Consider the following 24,503-nt stretch of genomic DNA (forward strand, 5'->3'; position numbering starts at 1 on the left):
CATCATGCAAGTTACAACAAAATGGCAAGGAAAAAAGCATTTTCAGTCAACAGGGCCGTCCGGCTATCTAATGAATATGGACGCAACACCAGCTTGGGGAGGAGAGGGGAAAGGTGCTTCACCCGTCGAGCTGCTATTGGCGAGTTTGGCGGGATGCATTGGAATTGACGTAACGATGATTCTGGAAAAGTTCCTGCCGTCGATCGAGCAGATTGAAATCGTTGCTGATGGAGTCCGTAAAGAAGAAGCCCCTAAAGGTTTTGCCTCCATTGAGCTCATCTTTAAGGTGGATGGCGACATTCCGGATTACCGAATTTGGAAAGCGATCCAATTGGGCACCGAAAAATATTGCTCTGTATCCGATTCCTTGAATGCCGTTATCACGCACAGACTTATTCTTAACGGCGTAGAAATGCACAAAGAATAACACAGCAGAATAACACAGCTAATTCTGGCCCTCACCTTCATAATAAGGTGAGGGCTATTTTGGCTGCGCCCACCCTCCTTTCCTCCTCATGAAGAAGCCACACAAAAATATAGAGGACTTCAGAAGGGATACCCCCTTATATTTCCAAACCTTTGATCGAATACTAAAGGGAATTTCCGTTTCTCCTTCAGCCTTTGTATAATTAAAGTCTAGATTTACCTAAAAATTTTGGAGGTACTCCATGTTCAATAAAAACTGGACTATCGGGCTATTCGGCATACTTCTTGTTTTCTCTTATTTCCTATTCCAGTTTGTATCTCCCACCCTGAAGATCAACCATCTGGTTCGGGAAATGGATCAGAGCAGCGTTGTGAATACATCGATGAAACACGTTGTGCTTATCGCTCAAGAGCTAGACAATCCATTCTGGAGAATGGTAGAAAAGGGTGCCAAAGAAGCCGCGGTGCAGCGGGGGATCGCGATTGATTACATGGGTCCAATTCGTATTAATCCTTCCGAACAAACCAAGCTTCTGGAAAAGTCGATTGCGGCGAAGCCGGATGCCATTCTCGTGCAGGGGATCAAGGATCCGCAATACGCTCAACTGATCAACAAGGCCATCGATCAAGGGATTCCTGTGATCACCGTAGATGCGGATGAGCCAGAGAGCCAGCGGCTTGCTTACGTGGGAACAGATAACAGGGAAGCGGGCAAACGCATGGGAGAGCTTGTGATAAAAGATGCTGCCGAGAGAGGCCATATCGGTGTCATTATAGGAAGTGAACTGGCAGACAATCAACAGCTGAGGTTGGAAGGATTCCGTTCCAGGATGTCCAAGATGCCGGGTTATGAGATCGTTGCCGTCCGCTCATCGAATATTTCACGGATTCAAGCTGCGAGGCAGACAGAAGCCTTGTTGAAGCAATACCCGCGTATTCAGACGATGGTGGGATTTAGCTCTTTAGATGCCGCAGGCATTGTTGAAGGACTGAAAGCGGCGAATAGAGCCGATGTAAGCGTGTTCGGATTTGATGATTTGGAGGTTACGAGGCAGGGTATCGCGGATGGCGTCATTACAGCCTCTGTGGTTCAGCAGCCCCAAGAGATTGGTGCCCAATCCGTCGAATTGTTAGATGCGTTTTTCAAGGGAGATTCTTTTGCGGTTCAGCACGTTATATCAACGAATATTCTGGATCAAAATCACTTGAAATCAAAGGTGAGCAGCCCATGAATATACGTAAAATGCTGTTTATTGTGATTCCGTCCCTTTTTATTGTGAGTAACGCAGTCGCGTTCTTCATTTTTCAGAGCGGCATAACGGTCCAGAAAAGTTATAATGTCATGCTGGATCGGGTATTATTATACAAGCAAATTACGGGACAAACACAGGACAATCTCCGGGCGCTGAATGTTTACTTAACCGATCGAAGCGAGATCAGCCGGAACGAATTTATACATCAGCGAACTGAGCTGGATCTTCTGCGGAAAAGCCTGTCTACCCAAGACACCCTTCCATCTACAGATCTTACCGTTCGCAGCTATCGCCATATGATCGACACCTTTACCGAGCAAGAAGGGAATGTCATGCAGGCTTTAAGCCGTGCAGACTCTTTAGCGTATGCGGCGTTCTATGAAGAGGCGGAGCAGACAGCCGTGTTCATTCAGGACGAGGGACATCATCTCATTGATTTGGAACTGAGTTATTATCAGCCCTTCTACCGGCAAATTCTTACCCATACCAAAGTGATGAATTATTGGGGAGTCGCCGTCTTTATCCTGAATACGCTGATCAGTGTTCTATTTGCTTATTGGATTTCCTTGGGTATAACGAGGCCGATTAAGCAGTTGACGAAAACTGCACAGCAAATATCGGATGGCAATTTACAAGCCCCCTCCCCGCAGATGAGCCAACATCATGAGTTTGGGATATTATCCAAGGCATTTGAGCGCATGCAAGACAACCTGCAAGAACTTATTGAGAAAGAGAAAGAAAGCTTGGAGAAGGACAGGCTGGTCAAAGCATTGGAGCTAGAAGTGCTGCAGAATCAGATGAATCCCCATTTTCTCTTTAATTCCTTGAATGTGCTATCCAAGCTTGCTTTGCTCGAGGGCGCTGAGAAAACAAGCGATCTGACGGTCACCATGTCGAATCTTCTTCGGTATAATCTTCGCAAGTTAGATCGTCCAGTAACGCTCAAGGATGAGGTGGAGCATGCCAAAGAATACTTTACGATCCAACAGGCCCGCTTTCGCGATCGCATTCAGTTCATAACGGATATTGATGAGAGAGGACTGGGCGTATTGGTTCCGACCCTAACCCTTCAGCCCTTATTGGAAAATGGTTTTGTCCATGGCATGGAGGGAATGGAAGAAGGAGCTGAGATTAAGCTTATGATTACATGCGGCCCTGGGGAAGTCCAGGTTTCGATATCGGACAATGGAATCGGGATGAGCGAAGAGGTCCGTCAATCGCTGCTCCATTTCGAATCCGAGCCGACGGTTGCACAACATAAGGGACAATCCACGGGGTTAGGGACGCGCAATGTGTTCAGACGACTTGAATTATTTTATGGAAAAAAAGATCTCATCGACATCTACAGCGAGCCGGGCCGGGGGACAACGGTTCTGATTCGGCTTCCTGTTGCAGAAAAGGAGGGTGAAGATGTACCGCTTATTGATCGCAGATGATGAAGCCCTAGAGCGAGAAGGCATCGAATGGATCGTTACCCGAATGATGCCGAATACCTTTGAGATTGTGCATGCGGAGAATGGCCGGATTGCGATTCAAAAGGCTTATGAATTTCGTCCGCATATCATTCTGATGGATATCAAGATGCCAGGAATTCAAGGCCTAGAAGCGTTAAAGGAAATCCAAGCTCATCATCCACAGGTCAAAATGATTCTGGTTACGGCCTATGAATATTTTGAATACGCCAAAGAGGCTCTTTCCATGGGGGTTAAGGAGTATTTGGTCAAACCGGCGAAACGCGATCATATCGTCGAACTTCTGCAGCGTCTGATTGCTGAGATTGATCAGGATCGAAAACAGCGTGATGAAGCGTTCGCGATGAGGGATAAATTGTTCCAATTGCTCCCGCTGGCGGAGACGGAAATGGCGTTAGTCTTCATGACCGATCAAGTGAATGAGACGGAAGTGGGACAGCTTGCAGATATTCTTGAGCTCTCCATAGCTAAAGGGTGCGCGATTGTGCTCGCCTTCCGGGAAATGGGACATCCACCCCAAAAGGAATTAAGCATAGAAAAGAAAAAGATTTACGAAACGGTAAAAAACGCTGCAAAAGCATATATCAAGGATAGGGTCGGTTATGTAGTTAGTTCCATGGTTCATTGGCATATGGTCATTTTCCTGCTGGAGAAGGATTCCATTAGGGACGAGGTCTTACGAGAAGAAGCTCTTGGCCTGGGCAAGAAGCTGGTGGAGGATCTTTTCGAACATCGCGGTATCGACGCAACGGTAGGCATCGGCACCGTCCGAATGGATATCGAGGGCATCCGAAGATCCTATTTTGAAGGTGTATTTGCATCCACGTATCATAAAGAATGGGGTAGTTTATGTCATTTTGAGGATCTCACCATTCCTTCCGAGGAAGAAACAGAGGGAACTGACGATCCATCGACTACAGACTATTTCGCTGAGCGTACGTACGTGGAATTGGCAATTAAGGGGATTCGCGAAGAACGAGAACAGCGCACATGGAGCGTCATCGATCATGCCATCACGTTCATTCAAGAAAAATTCCGCGAAGAGCTTTCTCTTGAAGAGGTGGCAGAGCATGTCCATTTAAATCCGCATTATTTCAGTAAAGTATTCAAGCAAGAAACCGGGGAAACCTATATCGATTATGTCACAAGGCTGCGAATTGATGAGGCCAAAGAATTGATAAAAGACGGTCAACTCAGCTTAAAGGAAGTCTGTTATTTGGTGGGATATAAGGATCCTAATTATTTCAGCCGAGTGTTTAAGAAGGTCGAAGGGGTATCACCTACGGAATATCGCAATCAACTTTAAATCAGGAGGTCCATGCAGATGTGCATGGACTTTTTTGTTTTTGGGGGACACTAATATGCTAGTCCGTGGTCTTAAATTCGAGCGAGATAGGCTGGGATCAATATTGTGCTTGTAATCAACAAATAAGTGAAGGCAATTGGCTCCTGAACGGCACAAAACACATGATATAATGGGCTCTCAATAGATCGATATGCCATGTGTTTGAAGATAAAAGACCCGTATGCAGGTACGGAAAAGTCAGAAAGGATAATCGTTTGTGAGCACAAATTATCATAATGAAGACCAACAAGTAAGCATGAAATTTGTAACCCTCGTTTCCATGGTTGCTGCTTTGGGAGGATTATTATTTGGATTCGATACCGCAGTCGTATCGGGTGCCATTGGTTTTATGAAAGAACACTTCGCCTTAAATGAGGTACAAGTGGGGTGGGCTGTATCCAGCTTGATCATCGGCTGCATTGTAGGAGCTGCTAGCGCTGGTGTACTTGGCGACCGATTCGGCCGCAAAAAAGTGCTGATCGTGGCTGCGATCCTCTTTATTATCGGTTCCATTGGTTCCGCTATCCCAGATACGTTCACAGGTTATATTATTGCCCGGATGATCGGCGGGCTCGGGATTGGGATTACCTCGACACTATGTCCGCTGTATAATGCGGAGATCGCGCCTGCCAAGTATCGAGGCCGGCTGGTAGCGTTGAATCAGTTCGCAACCGTGACGGGGATCTTCCTTACCTATTTCGTCAATCTGGGTATTGCTGGGTACGGGGATAACGCGTGGGACATTGCGATGGGTTGGCGTTGGATGTTCGGCTTCGGGGTTGTTCCCGGCGTGCTGTTCTTGGTGTTGTTGTTCTTCGTGCCTGAGAGTCCGAGATGGTTAATTAAGCAGGGAAAGGCAGCAGAATCGCTGCCGATTCTACTTAAGATCCACGGCGAGGAACTGGCAAAACAGGAAGTACTGGACATTAAGAAATCATTCGCACAGGAAAGCGGATCGATTCGTCAATTGTTCAGCCCTACGTTGCGAATAGCTCTAATCGTGGGCGTTGGACTCGCGATCCTTCAACAAGTTACGGGTATTAACGCCGTGATGTACTATGCACCGGAAATCTTTAAGGAAACGGGTGCAGGCACGAACGCTGCGCTGGTACAGACCATCCTGGTTGGATTGATTAATTTCTTGTTTACCATTCTTGCCATTTGGCTGATCGACAAAGTGGGGCGTAAAGTTCTATTGCTCGTGGGATCGGCTTCCATGGCCTTGAGTCTGGCGGTGATCGGTGCTGCCTTTCATATGGGACATACTTCAGGGCCTTTGGTGCTCATCTTTATTTTGATATATGTAGCCTCCTTTGCCATATCGCTTGGGCCCGTTGTGTGGGTCATTATGTCCGAAATATTCCCGAATCGTATTCGCGGAAAAGCGACAGCGATTGCTGCTATGGCGTTATGGGCAGCGGATTATATCGTATCGCAGACCTTTCCTCCGATGCTTGCTTCTGCAGGACCGGCGATTACCTTCTGGATCTTCGGTTTTATGTCCGTGATTACGTTCCTATTCACTTGGCGGCTTGTACCTGAGACCAAGGGGAAATCACTGGAGGAAATTGAATCGTTGTTGTCTTCGACAAAAGCTTAATAGAATAAATGACAAAGATGCCGGAATCATGATTCCGGCATCTTTTGTCATTTTAGCTATTTGCGATAAACAATCCTTCAATCTTGGCATAATCAAGCTCCGACGTACTAGATAACACCAGATCGGCCTGCGGAAAAGCCTCTTTGGCGCCGATAGCAACGGCGAACATGCCTGCGGCTTTAATCGCTTGTACACCAGCCGCTGCGTCTTCCACGCCTACACAGTGGCTTGGCTCTACGCCAAGCAGTTCTGCTGCTGTCGAGAATACCTCCGGGTCCGGCTTCGTGTTCTTGATTTTGGCCGCATCCACAATAATATCGAACGCATTCGTTAATCCAAGACTGTTCATGACGGTGAATGCATTTTTACTTGCCGAAGCAATGGCCGTCTTGATTCCGCGTCGTTGGAGTTCGGCCGTAAATTCGGCAACACCTGGCAAGATGTCCGACGGTGTAATTGATTCGATCAACGATTGATAAAGCTTATTTTTCCGATCAGCTAATTCTTCCATTTCTTTATCCGTAAATTGGACAGGAGTGTCCGCTTGACTAAGCAGCAGCTTTAACGAGTCCATCCGCGATACACCTTTGAGATTTTCGTTAAACGCTCTGGTAAAATGGATGTCCAGCTCGTCAGCAATAGCTTTCCAAGCCAAGTAATGGTGTTCGGCTGTATCTGTAATGACGCCATCCAGATCAAAGATGACAGCTTGAATAGTCGACGTTGTTATCATGGCGAATCTCCCTTAATCTCTATATTATTTGCGTTCCAACGATTTCTGCACAGGCTGATCCACCTTCAGGTTTGCTTGTTTGTCATACATAAGAATCGTGAGCTCTTCTCCCTCAAGAAGTTCAAGCTGAATCCCGTCTTTATCTATTTGGATCTGCATCAAACGTCCGCGATATCGTATGCGGAAGGCGTAACGTTCCCAGCTTGCGGGGATGGTTGGAGCGAGCGACAGCCCCGATTCTTTCAGCCTCATGCCGGCGAAGCCATAGACGATGGCCATCCAAGTGCCGCCCATATTCGCAAGGTGCAAGCCATCCTTCGTATTTCCGTGGGTATTATCGAGGTCAAGACGTGCTGTCTCGGTGAAGTAATTATACGCTTTATCCAGATACCCCACTTTAGATGCCATGATGCTGAAAATACATGACGAAAGGGATGAATCATGCGTCGTAATTCCCTCGTAATAATCATACGAACGGCGGATGGTTTCGATGTCCTGTTCATCTTCAAGCAGAAAATGAGCCAATACGGTATCGGCCTGCTTGCAGACTTGATAACGGTAAATCGTCAATGGATGATAGTGCAGCAGAAGCGGATAGTTTTCCTTCGGCGTCTTGTCAAAATCCCATACGGCTTTCCGAAGGAACGAATCGTCCTGTGGATTAATGCCATGCTCTTCGTCATAAGGAAGAAGCATCGCATTTGCTGCTTGCTGCCAGCTCTCCACCTCTTCCTGACTCACCTGAAGACGATGGCAAAGCGCTGCCAAGCCTGATGCATCATAGGCTTTTAGAATTTCATAGCTTCTTGCTGCCCATTTTAGGTTATGCTTGGCCATGACATTTGTATAATAGTTGTTATTTACACAGCATGTATATTCATCAGGACCGGTCACCTCGTCAATGTGAAATGCTCCTTTATAATAATGGCCGATATCGATCCATAAGCGAGCCGTTTCGAACAACACTTCCGCACCGAATTGCATCAGGAAGTCGCGATCTTCTACTGCCAAATAATACTGAATATAGCTGTACGCAATATCTCCGCTAATGTGGTACTGGGCGGTACCTGACGGGAAGAAGGAGGAGCATTCCGTACCGGAGATGGTACGCCAAGGGAATAATGCGCCTTGGGCATGTCCCATTTCTCTGGCCCGCTCTTTTGCTTGTTCCAGCGTTGAGTATCTGTACACCAGCAATTGTTTTGCCATTTCAGGCTGTGTCATCAAGAAAACCGGGAACATATAGATTTCCGTATCCCAGAAATAATGCCCCTCATAACCTTCTCCAGATAAGCCTTTAGCAGATATATTGCTGTATTTGTCTCGGCCTGCAGACTGCAGAAGCTGGTACAGATTAAAGCGAATCCCTTCCTGCAGGGATGTATCGTTTTCGATGATGATATCGGATGATTTCCAGAACCCGTCCATATACGCTTTTTGGAGCACAGCCAGCTCTTCAAAGCCCATTCCTAGAAGCTGCTCATGCAGCTTAAATCCTTGGTCGAGCGGATTCTCGCCATGTCGCAAGGTATCGGTGTATACATTCCATTTCGTGAAGCTAATCGGTTCATCGAGCGTGGAAATGTACGTGAATACCGCCTTGTTCGCATCTGTTTCCATGTGCACTTGTGGTCTGCCGCTATATTGATGCCGAGTTACACAAGCCATGCGAAGATTTGAAACCGTCGTTTCATTCATAACATAGGCATACTCTTCCTTAGCTCCGCATGCTCTAACGGACAGCAGCTTGGCGTGTCCCGATGCGACACGAGGGTCATTGGAAGCTGTGTAGTTGCTGACGTCACCGTTAACTGTAGAGACGATCTTCACCGGTCCGGCAAAATTGACCCCTTCAACGCGGACGTCAATCGCGAATAACTCCCTGTGTTCAAAGGAGATCAATCTTCGGAACGCGATCTTGATCTCTTTACCGAGGGGTGATCGCCAATGTACAAGTCTCTCCGCATATCCCTTGTCCAAATGCAAGTGGCGTTCATACGAAACGACCATGCCTTCGAACAGACTGAACGTTTCTTCCTCCTCGCCGATATACAACCGGATGCTTTGGGCGTCGATCCCATTCACAAGCTTTTGCTGCGTGCTCGGAAACGCATTTAGCTTCTCACCGTAAGGGATGCTGATCACATCATGAAACGCGTTTACATACGTTCCGCGAATACTATTCATTCCTTCCGCGTAACCCTCTTCAAAATTCCCTCGAACGCCCAAGTAACCGTTCCCAAGAGCGAATATGCTTTCCTGCGTTAATAGTGCTTCTGCCGTCAGCCCATCATTCGAAATATTCCAGGTCATGATTGATTCTCCTCTCATATCTGCTATGAGTTGAATTTTAGTAGGACTGCGCCTAGAATGATATTAATCAATTTAGATATTTATTAAAATTTTTAGGTATAGGTGATGCCAAATGAGTACAAGCACCCATCCGAGCACACAACAGCATTTGCTGTCGTCCCGATTACAGTATCTTGAACAAAGTTTTATACATCCTGCATTCGATTATGAAACCGAGCTGCTAGAAGCGATCCGATTCGGCAATGCGGCCAAAGCGATGTCCATGCTGTGTAAAATTAACGAGATGGAAGGCGCGACACTCGCTTCTCATCCGCTGCGCTCTAAGAAGAACGCGCTGATCGCCTCCTGTACGTTGTTCACAAGAGCCATTATTAAAGGGGACGTCGATCCAGAGACCGCCTTTCAATTGAGCGATGTTGTTATATTGGAAATCGAAAAGATAGAAAATATTGAGCGATTAGCGTCCTTCGAATACGAAATGCTGCTGCAATTCATCGGTATGGTCAAAAGGAAAACAGAAACCTTAAACTACAGTCATATCGTGAAAATGGCGATCTACTATTTAAGCGAGCATATCTCTCAGGATTTATCGCTTAAGCAGATTGCCCAGCATATCCGTGTTCATCCCAGTTATATTTCGGATCGTTTCAGGAAAGAAACCGGCGTAACCATAACCGAGTTTATCAATCGTAAAAGAATCGAAGAATCCAAGCATTTTCTGCTCTATACCAATACTTCCATTTCGGAAATTGCGTTCTTGTTTAAGTTTTGCAATCAGAGCTACTATACGCATTTGTTCAAACAATATACCGACCAAACGCCCAGACAGTTCCGTAGGAACGGGCATTAGGTAGCTGTCCCTCCGGCAGAGCATCAATCACAATGAAGAACGGGGCATCCGCGGATGGCTCTTTTTCTGCTGCAGACATTTTTTCTATTTCAGCAACTCCTGTCACAAAACGGTAGGTACCGGTTGTTATATAGGCATAGAAACAAAGGAGGTGAGCCTGTGAAGCCAACCATCCCCGGGGAAGTGGAAGAGAAGAGCTATGAGATTGAAGCGGTCATTGACCGTGTCAAAGCAGGAGACAAGCAGGCGTATGCATCGATCATTCGTCAGTTTGAACGGCAAATGTATACTTACTGCTACTATATTCTGAAAAACCATGAAGAAACCGAAGATGCTGTCCAGGAAGTTTTTATTCGGGCATACGAGAATCTTCATCGATATAGCAGGCAGGCGACCTTCTCAGCATGGCTGTATAAAATGGCCTATAACCACATGATGAATATCAAGAAGAAGCAAGGACGCTGGTTGAAGTTGGTCCATCAGGTTCAGGAACAGCAGCCTAAAATCGAAATTTCGCCTCAAGAGTCTGTCATTGAGGAAATGTTGACTTATCTCACACCGGAAGAGCGGCATATATTGCTGCTCAAGGCGGTTGAACAATACAGCTTTGACGAGATCGGCGACATTATGGGCATCAAGCCGGCAACGATTCGCAAGAAATACGAACGGCTGCGCCGTAAGCTTTTGGAGTACAAGCCTAATCAAGGAGGGACCGCACATGGTACATTTGCCAAATCAAACGGAGTCGAAAGAAATGGATACGATCGAGCAATGGATTCGTAATTCGGAAATGCCAAGAGCAAGTATGAGCCATCAAATCATGGATAAGATTGGGGATCGAACGATGCGTAAAAAACCAAAATCAAGTGTTGTAAGAAAAACAGCCGTGGCGGTATCGGCTGCAGCCGTGCTAGGCGTAGGTGTGATCGGTATGGGGTTTGTATCCCCTGCGATGGCAGCTACCTTGAAGCAAATCCCGGTCATTGGCAGTGTGTTCTCGGGAATCAGTGAAGAGAGATTGCAGACGGCGATAGATCAAGGAATTGCGACCAGCCCGAACCTGAGTGTGACGCATGATGGCGTGACCTTGAAAGTAACGGAGCTGTTGTATGACGGAACCCGCCTAACCTTTGCCATAGAGCGCGAGGGAGTAGAAATGGCTTCCGTGCTGGCTCCATATCAGGGGGATGACGGTGTCAAAGGATATATTAAGATGCCGACGCTATTGGCCGATGGCAAGGAAATCAAATATACCGAAGGATCCTTCGCTGAAGTCCCGAGCAAAGGCAATACCGTTCAACTTGATTTTTCGAAGGGGATGTCGCTCCCGGATCAATTCGAGCTGACCATTCAAGCCGAGGTGACACAAATCCAGGAGCCGTTCGAATTCAAGATACCTGTGAAAATTGAGAATCATACACTCGTCTTGAAGCCGAACGCCACCGAAACGGACGGGAAATTTAGTTATACCGTGAAGCAGCTGGAGATCACCCCGGTTTCCACTCGACTGATTTTGGATAGCACGGGTGTTGTTCCTGAAACGCCAGAGCAATCGGGAGAGTATAGTGCATCGATGATGTACTATGATATCGTGGATGACCAAGGGAATAGGATTGACCAGAACAGAGTTGATTTCTTCCAGAGCAAGCCGAAGACCGAGTATCATGTAGATCAGTTATATTCGGGTTTCAAGGCGACGCCTAAGTCCATTACGATTAAACCTTATACCGTTACCGTGAAAACCTCTGATTGGAGTGTCATCGGCGCGAGTAACGGGGTACTAGGTGATAAAACATATCTTAAAGATCTGGAGCTAACCATTCCGGTTCAGCCTTAATCGCAGCACTGCTCTATCTGTCATATACGTTGTGAATACAATAAAAGAGAAGCCCTTTCTTAAAGGAGGGGCTTCTTTTGCTTTTATTACTTTTTTAAGATCGGTATCCATATTTCACTTTTAAAAGTGGGTGAGGTTATATCTTTATTCTCATTCCACAGGATTTCCGGGCCTTCTATTTGTTCATAGTTCGACGTTGGGAACCATTCGGCATAAATCCGTCCCCATACATTTTGCAGCGTATCAGGAAAGGGTCCGATGGCTTCGAATACAGCCCATGTTGAGGCGGGAACCTCTAGCTGCGTCAGGTTGTCTGGACAATCTTTAGTTGTTGCTGCGCCAATATAGTGATCAAGCTCCCCTTTTTCCTCCATCCTGCCCTCTGAAAAATTCGTGGATGCACTAAGCAGTCCTGTAGGCTCGACATTAGAAAGCTTTTTCAGTTTATGGATCGTTTCTTCGTCTAAACTTCCCCACATCGAAGCAATTTCCGGGTTCACGCCGTTGAAAATGATAGGAATTCTTTTCTTGATACCCACAATGCGAAATGCCTCTTTCTCTTCAATTCGGTAGTTCATTTCACTTCCTCCTTTAATGGATAACTGGAAGGTCATGGGGGGATAAGCTTTCAGTGAATGGCTATGATTTCGGGCTTCTGAAGGTGTTTTACCATGCATTTGATGAAAAGCTCTTGCAAAGGAATCGGGTGAGTTGTACCCGTATTTCATCGCAATATCAATGACTTTTATACCGCTGCCATGAAGTTCAAATGCGGCAAGCGTAAGGCGTCTGCGACGGATGTATTCCGATAGCGTAATTCCTGCGAGGAAAGAAAACATCCTTTTAAAATAATACTCGGAGCAGAAGGCCCGCCGTGCTACTTCTTTGAAGTCGATCTCATTCGTAAGATTTTCTTCGATATACTTTATCGCTCCATTCATGTTCTTAAGCAAATCCATGGGTATGACCTCCTCATCCATAGAATAGCAGGAGTCGAATGTAACCATCCGACATTTCGTGCACAATCATGCAGGGTTTATAGGCATTGTCACGCTTCTCCTCAAGGCAGAGAATACACGTGCAGATGCATACTTTACTATACAACCACGGCAGGACTTTTTGTTGACTGATCGTTGAAAAATCCTGCGAGGAGCCTTCCTCAATTCGCGAATCAAATTACATAATAATTTTGTAACGTTACAAAATTTGAATGAATCAAATTCGATTTCTACTAAAACAATTGGATTATCATGTATTTTTTATAAATATAAGTTTAAAAACCCCGTAATGCTTATTAATAATCATGACAAAATAAATTTATTACATTATTTTGTTAAAAATAATGTTGACAAGAAGGATTAATCATATTAAGTTAAGGTTGTTGGTAATTGCTGGACAAGCAAAACCACTGGCTAGAAGAGTCTATTTCATTCAAAAAAATTTTATTCAAATTGGAAGCGTTTGCTTCCCAAAAGGAGGAAAGCTGATGCGCTTAAAACAAAACATGGGGTATGTCTATATTATGCCTTGGATTCTCGGTTTTTTTATTTTTACCGTAGCCCCGCTGGGGTTCGCTTTTTATATCGGATTGACGGAATGGGATACGTTCACAAGTCCTACGTTCGTTGGTTTGGATAATTACACCGCACTATTTAAAGATGAAAATTTCTTGAAAGCGCTTTGGGTTACGATCCGCTTTGCGGTCATATCCGTGCCGCTTGGAATCGCAACTTCGCTGCTGATCGCCTGTCTGGTCAACAGTAAGGTTAGAGGTGTCAGCTTTTTTAGGACTGCACTTTATTTGCCAGCCGTTGTATCCGGCGTTTCGATCTCCTTACTCTGGAAATGGATTTTGGACAAAGATTTCGGGTTGATCAATCTGGTGTTATCTAAATTTGGAATTGAGCCTCTCGGGTGGTTGTCCGATCCCCATCTCGTGTTGCCGTCTTATCTCATGATGGTCGTATGGGGAGCGGGAGGAGGCATGCTTACATATTTAGCGGGGCTGCAGGACATCCCAAGCCATTTGTATGAAGCTGCGGAAATTGACGGGGCGAATATGTTCCAGAAATTCAAAACGGTTACGTTACCGATGCTTTCTCCGGTCATTTTCTACAACCTTGTTATGGGTATCGTTGGCGCTATGCGTAAATTCAGCGATGCATATATCATTGGCGGTGCGGGAAATGAGGGTAGATTTTACATGGTGTATCTGTATGAGAACGCCTTCAATTATCTCAAGATGGGTTATGCCACGGCCATGGGATGGATCTTATTCGTCATTATTCTCGTCTTGACTTTAATCGTATTCAAATTCTCTTCGGCTTGGGTGTTTTATTCGTCTGAAGTCAACAAGAAAACAAAGAAAGGAAAGTGAGCGCTATGTTTGGGAGCAAGATGAAGCAGAAGAGAATACGCCGCAATATCTTTCTATATTTATTCTTGGTGCTGTTTTCATTGACAACGTTATTCCCGCTGCTGTGGATGGTTTCCACTTCGTTGAAATCAGGAGATATTATTTTTGAAATGCCTCCGAGATTTTTGCCTGACGGATTTCACGGGGAAAATTATACGCGGGCCATTGAGGAAATCAATTTTTTCGTACTTTTTAAGAACACGGCTGTAATCACGTTTTTTCATCTGCTTAGTAACGTGTTCGTGTCCGCGATTGTTGCTTATGGATTTGCCAGGTTCGATTTTCGTTGGAAAAACTTCTGGTTTTTACTGATGCTCTCTACCATTATGATTCCAGGAGAAGTCACAATGATCCCTGTTTTTATCGCCTTCAGCGAGCTGGGCTGGTCCAATTCGATTAAGCCGTTGGTTATTCCCGGTTTTTTTGGCGGCGCGCCGGTGTTTATTTTTCTACTAAGACAGTTCTTTCTTGCGATCCCCAGAGAATTGGAAGAGTCTGCGGTCGTGGACGGGGCCAACAGCTTTAAAATATTTTATAAAATTTTCATTCCGCTTTCCGTTCCGGCATTAATCACGATTGGAATCTTCTCTTTCCAAGGTAGCTGGAATGACCTGATGGGCCCGTTGATTTATTTAAACGATACCGATAAATTTACGCTAACGCTCGGATTGTCCATGTTCAAAGGCATGATGAAAGTGGAATGGGGGCCGCTCATGGCAGGTTCCATTCTTGCGCTGCTTCCTGTCCTTATCGTGTTCTTCTTGGCTCAGAAGCATTTCGTCGAGGGGGTGAAACTCAGCGGCATCAAAGGATAATGTGAATGAATGGGATTCGGCAAGTTTTTCAAAGGTAAATAACGATATGAACGTATGGGGGATGTAAACATGAAACGTTGGAAAAATTCGATTTCCTTATTGTTGATTTTTACGATGGTTATGATGCTTGTGAGTGCATGCGGGAGCAAATCTTCCACAGAAGAGAAAGGTGCGAGCGAATCGGCAAAAACTACGGATTCCGCCAAGACGGGTGAGAAGGTTAAATTGAAGGTTGCGACTTGGGCCGGTGCGGTGGAGCTTAAAGAATTTGAAGATCTCATTTCCAAATTGAATGCAGCGTCGAGCGAATACACGATTGAAGTACAGAGCATTCCGGCCGACTATTATCAGAAGCTGCAGGCCATGATCGCTGGGAAGCAGGCGCCGGACTTCATGTGGTTGTCTCAAGAGTATGTGGCGCAGTACGCTAAATTAGGGGCTATCGCTCCGCTGGATCAAGAATTGGCTAAATTGGATTTTAAAAAGGACGATTACTTTGCAGGTGCGCTGAATGTAGGGATGTATAAAGATGAAATCTACGCGCTGCCATGGATTTCTCAGCCATACGTGCTGTATTACAACCAAGATATGTTTGAACAAGCAGGGATTGAATTGCCAAATGAAAACTGGACATGGGATAACTTTATTGAAACGGGTAAAAAGCTGACGAAAGACGGACGATGGGGTGGGCTTATTAACAATATGCCGTTGCCGATGTTCTTGTGGTCTTATGGCGGCGATGTATTTGATAAGGACGGTAACATTACGTTGAATTCCGCCGATTCGATGAAAGGGTTGGAAATGTATCAAAAAATTGCGAAATCGGGCATTACGCCGGAAAGAGCACAAGCGGATTCCATGGGCGGTGCCGATATGTTCAAAACGGGTAAAGTGGCCATGTTCGTAGGCGGTGCCGGAGACGATTTCGAGAAGACGGCTAAATTTAAAGTCGGGATGACACTTGCGCCAAAAGGTACAAACACGGTCACGTTCAGTTGGATCGGGGTGACGGCGATGTCAAAAACGACGAAAAATCCGGACATTGCTGCCAAAGCGCTGCAGGACATGACCAAAGCCATCCATGGTTGGAAGGTTGTTGCGCCTACAAAATCGGGATTTGATGCGATTTCCACGATTCGTCCCGACAAAACTTATGCGGTAGACACCATTCGGAAAGCTTCTGAAATTGCGAGAGGCTTCAATAACCAGCCTAAGCAGGCAGAAATTGACGGAGTCATCTGGGAGAAGCTGATTCAACCCCTTGAGCAAGGCGAAGACATCAGCAAGGCTGTCGACACAACCATATCCAAATTTAATGAAATCATCAAATAGTCATTTCGTTCATCATTACTGATCATACAACATTCCGATAAGCACCGACTTTACGAAGGCGGTGCTTATTATTCATACACCAGTAAGTCTGAAGGAAAGGGTGTAACGATAATCCATGTTAAAAAAAACGATGGTGCTCCTGCTCCTGGTTGCCGCCATTCCGGTAGGGGGCCTTGCACCGACAGTGGAAGCCTCTTCGCAGGAACAAACGCAAAATGCATCACAGCCCGTACAAAAGCGAATACATAAAGTACAAAGCATGCCTAATATGCCGCAGCCTTACTTGATGAAAGATTGGAAGGAACTCACCCGTTCTTACGACCGGTTTGTGTTCGATTTTACGAAGCAGGGTGAACATTTGCCGGTCGGATGGTGGGATCGAACGCATGATAACATGAATGAAGAAACCTTCGGGCTCATGTCCTATGTCGGCAAGTTTTCCCAAGGAGGAGACGGCAGCCAGGAAGCGATCAATATGATGGCCGCTGTATTGGGGGCAACGCTTGCAGGTATCGACAAAAGTAATCAGGATGGCCATAACTACGTGAAGATGCTGCAAACCTTCTATAATAAGGATAACGGTGAAAATATAATTTTGAATAATACGAATACCGTAAGCGGACAATCGTTCTGGTATGAGCTTTTGCCCCACGTTCTGTTCTACGGGCTCACTTCCTATTACCCCGAAGTAGATCAGATGGAAGAAATCATGCGGACAACCGCGGATCAATGGCATGATGCCGCTTACGAGCTTGGCGGGAAATATAACCGGGCCAATTTTGATTATACGGCATTTAACTTTCACAAAATGGAGCCATTCATAAACGACAAGTGGACCGAACCGGATGCTGCGGCAGGGGTGGCCGTATTGGAATATTGGGCTTATGCGAAATTCAAAGACCCAAAATATTTGCAGGCGGCAGAGTGGAGTATGGATTTCCTGCAGCGTCAGGAAGAAAATCCGATGTATGAAGTTTTAACTTATTTCGCCCCTTATATGGCTGCACGCATGAATGCCGAGGCGGGAGGGAATTACGACGTTCATAAAATGATCAATTGGATATTTGACGGAGGAAGCGTAGCAAGAAACGGATGGGGAGTCATGACGGAGAAGTGGGGGGATTACGACGTTCAGGGTTTGATGGGCAGCCTTACCGATAATGGCGGTTATGCGTTCGCCATGAATACATTCGCCGCTGCTGGCGCTCTGGCTCCGGTGGTGCGATACGATCCCCGCTATGCGCATGACATTGGAAAATGGATGCTGAATACCGCGAACAATGCCCGGCTGTTCTATGCGGACAGCATTCCCGAAGATCTCCAATCCGGTGTCGCATGGAAAGGGGATCCCGAACATGTGATTCCTTATGAAGGATTGCGAAAAACGTACAAAGGAAAAACTCCCTTCGCTAGCGGCGATCCGACGGTTTATTATTGGGGGAATACCGATTTTTCTTTATACAGCGGCTCTTATGTCGGATTTCTCGGCGGCTTGATTCAGGAAACGAACGTGGATGGCATTCTGCGCATCGACACCTTAAAAACGGATTATTTCCACGATCAATCTTATCCGACGTATTTATATTATAATCCGCATGAGTCAGCGAAAAGCGTGGAAGTGACCGGTTTAGGCAGCACCGAAGTCGATTTGTACGATACGGTAACTGGCCAAACCGTAGCCCGAAACGTCAAGGGGAATGCGATGGTCTCCATCCCTGCCGATCAGGCAGCGGTTATTGTCGTGCTGCCTGCCGGAATGAAAATGACGATGAAAGATCATAACATTTGGGTCGACGGTGTATATGTGGCACCTGAAGCGAAGCCTGTCATCAATTTGCTTTCACTGCAGCAAAAGCAGCTTGTACAAGGTGTTCTGCCTCTAAATATCGAGGCCTTGGGGCCGGAGGAAGACGCTGTCAAGAAAGTAAGCCTTACTTTTGCGGGGCAAGAGATCTATAGCGGTAAGGTTCCGCCGCAGAACCTGACTTTGGATACCACAAAATATTCGAACGGATTTCACGATTTAGAAGCTTCTGTAACCACAAAAAACGGCTTGCAGGATACGACCGAACTTCAATTATTTGTCAGTAACAAGGGGGGAGCCTCCATTCTGTCAGCGGACGCGGAACAGCTTGCGGCTTGGCAACCTATCGGGGTGATGCCGGGTGGGGCGAAAGCTGTAGACGGAACAGCTGTGATCACCGAGAACAATCCGGATGGTGGATATGGGGGAATCAGCAGCGCTACCTTTAAGCTTGATTTCAACCGCAAGCCACTCGCTGTCGTGGATGTGAATTCGGTTAGTTCAAATTGGGCGCTGCAGGTGCATGTCCAAGGAGAGCCTTGGGGGTTGTATATCAAACAAGACGGCCCGGAGACGGGACATTTTGTTATTGATGTGATGAAGGCCATGCGAAGCCGGCACCCTGACCTTGCATATATTGGCGAGCAGGATGTGGAGCTCTGGCTCGTTGCTGCCGGAGCTGAAGGGGCACAGGCGACTGTCGAGCGGCTCGATCTGTTCTATCAGGATGAGACGATGGTACAGCCGGAGGATTGGCTAGGGAAAAATAAAGCCGCCGATCTGCTGGATTGGACGCCCATAGGATCGATGACGGGAAGTGTTGTCGTGGATGGAGATCAGGCAATGATTCGCGAAGAGAATCTATTAAATCGCGGCGGGATTGCTTCCCCGAAGCTTTTGATTGATATGGACAAAAACCCGTTCGTTACGCTGGACGTCACCGAAGTAACGAATGAATGGTCGCTGCTAATTTATTTGGAGGGAGCGTCCGAGCCTTACACTATTCAACCGCCTACATCGAAGATAGGCGAACAATCCTATGATGTGCGGCAAATCATCGAGGAAGCTCATCCCGGGCTTGAGCTTGGCGGTGTACAGAAGATGCAGCTGTGGCTTGTCGCCGAAGGGGATGATAAAGCGACGGTGACCCTCAAGAATTTTGCGCTTCATTATCCGTCAACGGCAGGATGGACGATGGCAATAACGGCAGCCGCCATCGTTGTTGGTGCTGCTGCGCTCCTATTTGGTATTCTATTCAAAAAACGCAGAAGAGCAGGATTATGACGTAAGATTTCATATCCAAATCGGAAAGGGGAAAATTCATGAATATGATTCGTAAAGTTGGAGAGATGCCCAATATTCCAAGTCCGTTCCTTATGAGAGATTGGAATCAAGTCGCTCAGCACTACGATGCATTGGTGTTTGATTTTGAGGCCAAAGGAGATTTCTTGCCGTTTATATGGTGGGATCGCTCCCGTAGCAATGAAAAACGCGATACGTTTGGATTACCTTCCTATGTTGGCATGGATCGAGGAGAGTCCGGACATGAGGCCATCAATTGTGTTGCTGCGCTTCTAGGGGCGACACTGGTTGGTAGGGATAAGAGCAACCAAAATAGTGTGAATTGGGTCTCCATGTGTGAAAACTACTACAACACCGACAACGGGGAATTTCTGTTCTTGAATTCGACAAGGGCAGAATCCGGCAGGAGCTTCTGGTATGAAATTTATCCGCATGTGCTGCTGTATTCCCTTTCTTTTTATTATCCGGGATTAGGCAGGTTGGATGAAATCATGCACAAAACGGCCGACAGATGGTACGAGGCGTGTTATGAACTTGGAGGCAAAAACGGCATACCGGATTTCAATCATTTATCTTACAATTTTCAAACGAAGAAACCTGTCGATAACGGGAAATGGGTAGAGCCTGAAGCTGCCGCGGGAATTGCTTGGTTGGAGTATATGGCCTATTCGAAGTGGAAAGATCCGAAGCATTTAACAGCGGCTGATTGGTGCATGAGCTTTCTCGAACAGAGCGCCAACAATCCGTTTTATGAAATATTGCTGCCTTATGGTGCATATATCGCAGCAAGGATGAATGCGGAACTTGGCAGAGATTATGATGTACAGAAATTGATCAATTGGTGTTTTGACGGAGACAGCCATTGCAGAAAAGGTTGGGGAGTCATTTCCGAACGATGGGGTGACTATGATTGCCATGGTTTATGTGGAAGTTTGACGGATTGGGGCCAGCGTTGGGATCTGGGGCCGAACCCATTATTCGATGAATACAAGGAAGATTCCAGCGGCTACGCCTTTGCAGCCAATACGTTTTCATTGGCCGCCGCTTTCATTCCCCTCGTGCGTTATGATACCCGGTTTGCCAAGGATATCGGAAAATGGATGTTGAATGCAGCCAATAACGCCAGGCTTTTTTATCCCGATGCTTTGCCAAAACAACAGCAATCCTGTGCATTTTATAGAAGTGATCCGAATCATGTCATCGCGTATGAGGGCTTGAGAAAGAAATGGGACGACCAAAGCCCGTACATGACAGGAGATGGCATTCGCTATAGCTGGGGATGTATTGATTTAGGTTTGTACGGCTCTTCTCACGTCGGGATTTTTGGCGGTATCATCTCGCAAACGAATGACCCTTGTATTTTGCAGCTGGATTGTCTAAAAACGGATTACTTCCGTGATGAGGCTTATCCGACGTATCTGTACTACAATCCGTACGACCTAGAGAAGACCGTTCTTATCGATGTAGGCCAGGGCTTGACGGATATTTATGATGCGGTTTCCCACGTGTATATACAAAAAGGGGCGAGAGGAGAGACATCGCTTACGCTACCACCGGATTCTGCTGTTGTTGTTGTTCTATCTCCTGCAGAAGGAAGCGTGCGCAATCAAGGCGTCAAACGGTTGGTGAACGATGTGGTTGTAGATTACAATACGACAATGTAATTTAACGGGGGTAACTCATCTCATTGGATAGAACCTAATGTTATAGTACAATCCAGATGTTGGATTTTCCAAAAAAGATGTGAGGAGGGCCCGATTATTATCAAACATAAAGTAACGATGCAGCATATTGCCGATACATTAAATATATCAAAAAACTCCGTTTCCCAAGCGCTGTCAGGGAAAGGCGGCGTAAGCGAGGAAACTCGAAAATTAATTGCAGAGACCGCTTTTCAAATGGGATATATTTATCCGCAAGGTCGCGTCAATAAAATGAATGATCGGACCGGATGCATTGGGCTGATTGCTTCGGATTATGCTTTTGCACAGAAAAACTTTTTCGGCGAAATCTATTTGGAAATTGAACAAGAGGTTGCGAAGAGAGGGATGAATCTACGGATTCAATCCATTCATCAAGAAGCGATTGACCGTTTGAGTCTCCCGCGGTTTCTAGAAGATCAGCAGATCGAGGGAATATTGATTTTGTCCCATCTCAGTACGGAATATATCAATACCGTCATAAAAACCGGTATTCCAACCGTGCTTATCGATCATCATCATCCGAACATTCAAGCGGATTGTATTCTGACGAACAACCGGTTCGGGGCTTACGATGCCGTTCAACATTTGATGGATCTCGGTCATCGGGAGATCGGATTCGCCGGAAATATCCGTTATTCTCCAAGCTATTATGAAAGGCTGGAAGGGTACAGGATGGCGTTGGAAGATCATCATTTGGAACTGAATCCCGATTTTATCATCAAAGACGCAAAGGAAGAAATGGATGCCGTGCTCCGTCAATTATCAAGAATGAAGCAGCAGCCGACCGCCTGGTTCTGCGTTAACGATGCCCTCGGGTTTCTGTTCAATTCAGGACTCCAGCAGTTTGGTATGAAAGTACCGGAAGAAGTGTCGGTCTGCAGCTTCGATAATGGACAGCTTTCACGTATGGCTACCCCTACAACGACGAGCATTGAGGTCAATTTGAAGTTTTATGGTATCAAAGCAGTGGAACAATTATTTTGGAGAATCGAGCATAGAGGTCAGCCTTTTATGGAAATTTTATTGCCTACGACCTTAATTCAAAGAGAGTCTACGGGAGTATGTAATCGGGTAGGGCAGCTTGTATAAGCGGCGGCAGTAAGTTCTTGTCTTGAAGCTATAACGGGTAATATAAAAGCTAAAGGTGACCCGATTGAGATTGATGAGGTCACCTTTTATTTATCATTTCTATTGAGCAGCCCTCATTCTCTCTTCTTTAGGGATGTTTGCAGCAGGAACAGCTTTTTTGTCATGAACGCGTAGGGTTTTCCTTTGGTACGCATTGTTCCGTATTAAGGCAAAGATAATGAGCAGCGTCCCGAAAAATTCATAACTGCTGATTTGGTAGCCTTGAAAAGCCATAATCACGAATGTAGTAATCGGAACAAAATTAATGAATAATATGCCGTTAATCGGCGATAACAACTTGATCCCAGAATTCCAGCAGAGCAAGGCCGCTAGCCCTGGCAATAAGATCATGAAGGACATTTCATATTTGATCGAAAGTATCGTGTCCAAGGTAGGAACAGGAAGCAAATGAAAGGCAGAGGCAAGCGCAACGATAACGAAAGACACCGCACTTCCTAGCAAGCAGGTTAGCGTTGAATAGCGCAGGATCGACCAATCTCTAAACCGGCTTCCCCCCATCGAATACACTACCCATCCCAAAACTCCCACAAAAACCAGAAGTAAAGGAACAAGATGTTGCCCAGCCATCATGAAAAAGGCCAATTTCCCGTTGGTGATCACGAGTAATGCACCGGCAAGCGCAATACCTACACTCGTGAGCGTGTATTTATTCGGCGCTTTTTTGGTTGTGATCCATAGGACCATAATGGATATCATCGGCATGAGGACTTCCATAATGGAGGCGGCGATTGTTCCCGATTCCCCCATGAGATGCTGTCCAAGGAAGACGCCCATGTTATAGACCGTAAATGCCATCGTTCCCAAGAACAATAATGTCTTTCCCCGTCCCTCTAAGCGAAATGAAGCTTTTCCCTCTTTCATCCACAGTAACACACTGAGAAGGACGGCAACGACGAAATAACGGATAAATGAAAAATAGAATGGATCAATTTGCTGCAATGCTATGTGTGCAACGGGAAACATCGCTCCCCACGACATACTTGCAATGAGGCACAGTATGGAACCTATGACGATTTGTTTTTTTAGCATTGGTTTTTGTCTCTCTCCCTAGTAAGTATCTGCCAACTTTTTGTTCATCACTCATCATAGGAGAGTAAAGGTCGATAGTAAAATGATTGAAAATAAAGTTTATCATCATTTATAATGATATCTAACAAAAGTCATAGACATACGGGAGAGCAGAGGCGAGGTAACATTGGAGTTTAATGATTTGAAAATATTTCAGACGGTTGCTACACATGGAAGTATCAGTAAAGCCGCATTGGAGCTCAACTATGTTCAATCCAATGTGACAGCACGAATAAAGCTGCTGGAGAAAGAGCTTCGGACGCCATTGTTCTATCGGCATAAACGAGGGATGATTTTAAACCCGGAAGGCAAGCGGTTGTTGGAACATGCGAGGCAGATCCTATCGGGAATGGATGAAATGATACGCACCTTTGAAGATACGTCGAACCCCTCCGGTGTCCTCGAAATCGGCATTGTGGAGACGGTGAACGCCCTCCCAGACATTTTATCCGCTTACTATAACAAGTACCCCCAAGTGGAATTATCCTTAAAAGCCGGGGTTACTGATCGTTTGTTGCAAGACGTCATTGATATGAAGCTGGACGGAGCTTTCGTATCAGGTCCTATCCGACATCCCTTAATCGAACAGGTGGAGGTTATTCAGGAAAAGCTCGTACTTGTCACCAAAGGGGAGACCTTTTCAATAGAGGAAATAACAAAAAGACCTTTACTGCTATACAATAAAGGCTGCGGATATCGCGAAAGACTGGAAAGCTGGATGAAGTCGGAGGGGATTGTCCCGAAACAGATCATGGAGTTCGGAACGTTCGGGACGATTATTGGCAGCGTAGCTGCGGGAATCGGAATCACGATTATTCCGGAATCATCCATTACCGATCTGGTGGTGAGTGGCACCGTGTTTTGTCATAACGTACCTGAACCGTACCATGAAATTACGACGATTTTCATTCGGCGCAAAGATTCCTATATCACGAGCACATTACAATGCTTTATGGATGAAATTGTGGCTCGAACGAGACTGGAACATGAACCGTTGCCAGAAAGCCGTTGATGCCGGTCTCTAAGACATTGATGCGTAATGTGAAAATAGGACCCGACTCATCTGCAACACGAGCAGAAGGGCC

19 protein-coding genes are annotated in these 24,503 nt (G+C 46.0%); 15 read left to right on the forward strand and 4 right to left on the reverse strand.

All coding sequences use genetic code 11. From position 1 onward, the window contains the following. Positions 1–4 precede the first annotated feature (4 nt). The 5 genes from BVG16_RS08625 to BVG16_RS08645 all read left to right on the forward strand — a co-directional run bounded on the left by BVG16_RS08625 (position 5) and on the right by BVG16_RS08645 (position 6,096). Complete coding sequence (locus BVG16_RS08625; protein ID WP_078498147.1) at positions 5–427, forward strand: OsmC family protein; 423 nt, start codon at positions 5–7, stop codon at positions 425–427. A gap of 241 nt (positions 428–668) precedes the next feature. Then, positions 669–1,658, forward strand: coding sequence for a sugar-binding protein (locus BVG16_RS08630; protein WP_078498148.1), 990 nt, complete (start codon positions 669–671; stop codon positions 1,656–1,658). Beyond that, positions 1,655–3,115 (forward strand): sensor histidine kinase, encoded by a 1,461-nt coding sequence (locus BVG16_RS08635; RefSeq protein WP_078498149.1) that lies wholly within the window; start codon positions 1,655–1,657, stop codon positions 3,113–3,115. Before BVG16_RS08630 ends, BVG16_RS08635 begins: the two co-directional genes overlap by 4 nt. Continuing rightward, a complete protein-coding gene (locus BVG16_RS08640; protein WP_198957442.1) occupies positions 3,090–4,457 on the forward strand; it encodes a response regulator transcription factor in 1,368 nt (455 codons plus the stop codon). Before BVG16_RS08635 ends, BVG16_RS08640 begins: the two co-directional genes overlap by 26 nt. A 295-nt stretch (positions 4,458–4,752) precedes the next feature. Next, a complete protein-coding gene (locus BVG16_RS08645; RefSeq protein WP_233146990.1) occupies positions 4,753–6,096 on the forward strand; it encodes a sugar porter family MFS transporter in 1,344 nt (447 codons plus the stop codon). Between the two features lie 52 nt (positions 6,097–6,148). Here BVG16_RS08645 and pgmB read toward each other — a convergent pair whose 3' ends face one another. Both pgmB and BVG16_RS08655 read right to left on the reverse strand, forming a co-directional pair. Beyond that, on the reverse strand, positions 6,149–6,829 hold the full coding sequence (gene pgmB, locus BVG16_RS08650) for a beta-phosphoglucomutase (RefSeq protein WP_078498152.1): 681 nt from the start codon (positions 6,827–6,829) through the stop codon (positions 6,149–6,151). 24 nt (positions 6,830–6,853) lie between these two features. Next, positions 6,854–9,142 carry a glycoside hydrolase family 65 protein gene (locus BVG16_RS08655; protein WP_078498153.1) on the reverse strand — a complete coding sequence of 763 codons (2,289 nt, stop codon included), beginning with the start codon at positions 9,140–9,142 and terminating at the stop codon, positions 6,854–6,856. A 112-nt stretch (positions 9,143–9,254) separates the two neighbouring features. On the opposite strand from BVG16_RS08655, the gene BVG16_RS08660 reads away from it, so the two are divergent. The 3 genes from BVG16_RS08660 to BVG16_RS08670 all read left to right on the forward strand — a co-directional run bounded on the left by BVG16_RS08660 (position 9,255) and on the right by BVG16_RS08670 (position 11,829). Then, entirely contained in the window at positions 9,255–9,992 is a 738-nt protein-coding gene (locus BVG16_RS08660) for a helix-turn-helix transcriptional regulator (RefSeq protein ID WP_078498154.1), read from the forward strand. A gap of 159 nt (positions 9,993–10,151) precedes the next feature. After that, positions 10,152–10,775, forward strand: a complete 624-nt coding sequence (locus tag BVG16_RS08665) for an RNA polymerase sigma factor (RefSeq protein WP_078498155.1) — start codon at positions 10,152–10,154, stop codon at positions 10,773–10,775. Continuing rightward, positions 10,711–11,829 (forward strand): DUF4179 domain-containing protein, encoded by a 1,119-nt coding sequence (locus BVG16_RS08670; protein ID WP_078498156.1) that lies wholly within the window; start codon positions 10,711–10,713, stop codon positions 11,827–11,829. Before BVG16_RS08665 ends, BVG16_RS08670 begins: the two co-directional genes overlap by 65 nt. An 86-nt stretch (positions 11,830–11,915) precedes the next feature. On the opposite strand, the gene BVG16_RS08675 is transcribed toward BVG16_RS08670, so the two are convergent. Continuing rightward, positions 11,916–12,788, reverse strand: a complete 873-nt coding sequence (locus BVG16_RS08675; protein WP_078498157.1) for an AraC family transcriptional regulator — start codon at positions 12,786–12,788, stop codon at positions 11,916–11,918. A gap of 527 nt (positions 12,789–13,315) precedes the next feature. Between BVG16_RS08675 and BVG16_RS08680 the strand changes: the two genes are divergently transcribed. The 6 genes from BVG16_RS08680 (at position 13,316) to BVG16_RS08705 (ending at position 22,290) form a co-directional block, all read left to right on the forward strand. Next, positions 13,316–14,206 (forward strand): carbohydrate ABC transporter permease, encoded by an 891-nt coding sequence (locus tag BVG16_RS08680; protein WP_078498158.1) that lies wholly within the window; start codon positions 13,316–13,318, stop codon positions 14,204–14,206. Between the two features lie 20 nt (positions 14,207–14,226). Further along, entirely contained in the window at positions 14,227–15,060 is an 834-nt protein-coding gene (locus BVG16_RS08685) for a carbohydrate ABC transporter permease (protein WP_198957443.1), read from the forward strand. Positions 15,061–15,129: 69 nt separating this feature from the next. After that, positions 15,130–16,392: an ABC transporter substrate-binding protein gene (locus tag BVG16_RS08690; protein WP_158081651.1), complete on the forward strand. Its 1,263-nt coding sequence runs from the start codon at positions 15,130–15,132 to the stop codon at positions 16,390–16,392. A 115-nt stretch (positions 16,393–16,507) separates the two neighbouring features. Beyond that, positions 16,508–19,480, forward strand: a complete 2,973-nt coding sequence (locus BVG16_RS08695; protein WP_078498161.1) for a hypothetical protein — start codon at positions 16,508–16,510, stop codon at positions 19,478–19,480. A 38-nt stretch (positions 19,481–19,518) separates the two neighbouring features. After that, complete coding sequence (locus BVG16_RS08700; protein WP_078498162.1) at positions 19,519–21,162, forward strand: hypothetical protein; 1,644 nt, start codon at positions 19,519–19,521, stop codon at positions 21,160–21,162. A 117-nt stretch (positions 21,163–21,279) separates the two neighbouring features. After that, positions 21,280–22,290 carry a LacI family DNA-binding transcriptional regulator gene (locus BVG16_RS08705; protein WP_233146938.1) on the forward strand — a complete coding sequence of 337 codons (1,011 nt, stop codon included), beginning with the start codon at positions 21,280–21,282 and terminating at the stop codon, positions 22,288–22,290. A gap of 99 nt (positions 22,291–22,389) precedes the next feature. Here BVG16_RS08705 and BVG16_RS08710 read toward each other — a convergent pair whose 3' ends face one another. Then, positions 22,390–23,379, reverse strand: coding sequence for a DMT family transporter (locus BVG16_RS08710; protein ID WP_078498164.1), 990 nt, complete (start codon positions 23,377–23,379; stop codon positions 22,390–22,392). Between the two features lie 166 nt (positions 23,380–23,545). On the opposite strand from BVG16_RS08710, the gene BVG16_RS08715 reads away from it, so the two are divergent. Then, positions 23,546–24,430, forward strand: coding sequence for a LysR family transcriptional regulator (locus tag BVG16_RS08715; RefSeq protein WP_078498165.1), 885 nt, complete (start codon positions 23,546–23,548; stop codon positions 24,428–24,430). Positions 24,431–24,503: the final 73 nt, after the last annotated feature.

Source organism: Paenibacillus selenitireducens (genome assembly GCF_002021565.1).
Taxonomy (GTDB): Bacteria; Bacillota; Bacilli; order Paenibacillales; family Paenibacillaceae; genus Paenibacillus_K; species Paenibacillus_K selenitireducens.